Genomic DNA, 1,729 nt, shown 5'->3' with positions numbered 1-1,729 from the left:
GGCCCGGGCGATCCTGCTGGTCATCATACTGGCCGGCCTGGGCTTTGTCCTCCTGTGCCTGGCGGTGGACCGCTTCGGTCGCGTGGATCAGACCCAGCCGGCGGATGCCATCGTCATTCTCGGCGCACAGGTCCTGCCGAGCGGGGAACCAGGCCCGAACCTCCTGCCGCGCACGAAAAGGGCGGTGCGGCTGTATCAGGAGGGCTGGGCGCCGGCCATCATCACCACCGGCGGGGTGGCCGGCGATCCCTTCTCGGCGGCGGAGGTCGCCGGCCGCACCGCTGTCGCCATGGGGGTGCCGGAGGAGGCCATCCTGGTCGCCGGCGGCTCCAATAATACGCGCGAAGATGTGCGGCGGGCGGTGAGCGTGATGCGCGAGCACGGCTGGAAGAGCGCGCTGGTGGTCAGCCATCCCCTGCATCTCCTGCGGGGCGTCCTGCTCTTCCGCCGCGCCGGCGTACAGGCCTTTTCCAGCCCCACTTCGACGGATGTGCGGAGCATTCCCTTGCACTGGCGGGCATATTATGCGGCGCGCGAGGCCGGCCTGATCATCCTGGACGCCATCTATCCCGAAGGGGAGATCGGCGTCTGGGCATACCGGCTGTGGTACTGGCTGGAATCCACCGGCCTGCCGGGATTTATCGCGCGTCTCTGGCGCTCCATCGGGTGAACGACATGTGGAAAGAGATTGAGGCTCGCCGGCGGCTTCTCCAGCGGGAGATCGGCGCGGTGGTGAAGGATTGGGGCGGCAGATTGCCCGTCGCGCTGGTCTATGCCAACACCTACGCCGTCGGCATGGCGAGCCTGGGTTTTCAGACCATTTACCATCTCCTGAACCTCCACGATGACGTGGTCTGCGAGCGGGTATTCGATGATGAGCGGTGGGATGATTCCCCGCCCCCGCTTTCTATGGAGAGCCAGCGCCGGCTGGACGAGTTCGCCGTCCTGGCCTTCTCCCTCTCCTTCGAGCTGGATTATTTGCGGGCGGTGAATCTGCTCCGCCGCTGTGGGATGACCAGCATTTGGGCAGGGGAGCGCGGCGATGAGGATCCCATACTCATCGCCGGCGGGCCGGCGGTGAGCGCCAACCCCATGCCCCTGGCGCCGATTTTCGACGCCTTCGTCATTGGCGAGGCGGAGGAAGTCATCGGCCCATTGGTGGAAGTGCTGAATGCGGAGATGGGGGATCGCGCCCGCCTGCTGGAACGGCTGAGCCGGCTGGAGGGGGTCTATGTGCCCCAAGTGCACGGACGAGGGTCTCGTGTGCGCCGGCAGTGGTTGAAGGATGTGGACCGCTTCCCCACGCGTTCCGTGCTGTGGACGCCGGCGGCCGAGTTCGGCTTCATGCATCTGGTGGAGCTGGCACGCGGGTGTCGGTGGGGATGTCATTTCTGCCTGGCCGGCTATACCAGCCGGCCGTGGCGGCAACGCTCTTTCCCCGTGGTGATGCAGGCGATTGAGGAAGGGCTTCATCACCGCCGGCGGGTGGGCCTCATCAGCGCCGCCGTCTCCGATTATGCCCATATTGACGCGCTCATGGATGAGCTGATGGCGCGCAAGATCGAGGTTTCGGTTTCCTCCCTGCGGGCGGATACCCTGTCGCCCAAAGTGCTGGATGCCCTGGCGCGCAGTCAAACCCGTACGGTGACGCTGGCGCCGGAAGCCGGCTCTCAGCGCCTGCGCGACGCCATCGGCAAGGGCATTTCCGAGGAGGATATCCTGCGTTCTG

2 protein-coding genes are annotated in these 1,729 nt (G+C 66.2%); both read left to right on the top strand.

Features of this window, described 5'->3' with window-relative positions; translation table 11 throughout:
* The coding region (locus H5T60_14640; protein MBC7243669.1) for a YdcF family protein at positions 1 to 670 on the top strand (670 nt) is incomplete at its 5' end.
* Between the two features lie 5 nt (positions 671 to 675).
* Positions 676 to 1,729 (top strand): radical SAM protein (locus H5T60_14635; GenBank protein ID MBC7243668.1); only part of this gene is annotated, 1,054 nt, incomplete at its 3' end.

Source organism: Anaerolineae bacterium (assembly GCA_014360855.1).
Taxonomy (GTDB): Bacteria; Chloroflexota; Anaerolineae; order JACIWP01; family JACIWP01; genus JACIWP01.
The sequence above is the reverse complement of the archived record's forward strand: the minus strand, read 5'-3'. Positions and strand labels throughout refer to the sequence as shown.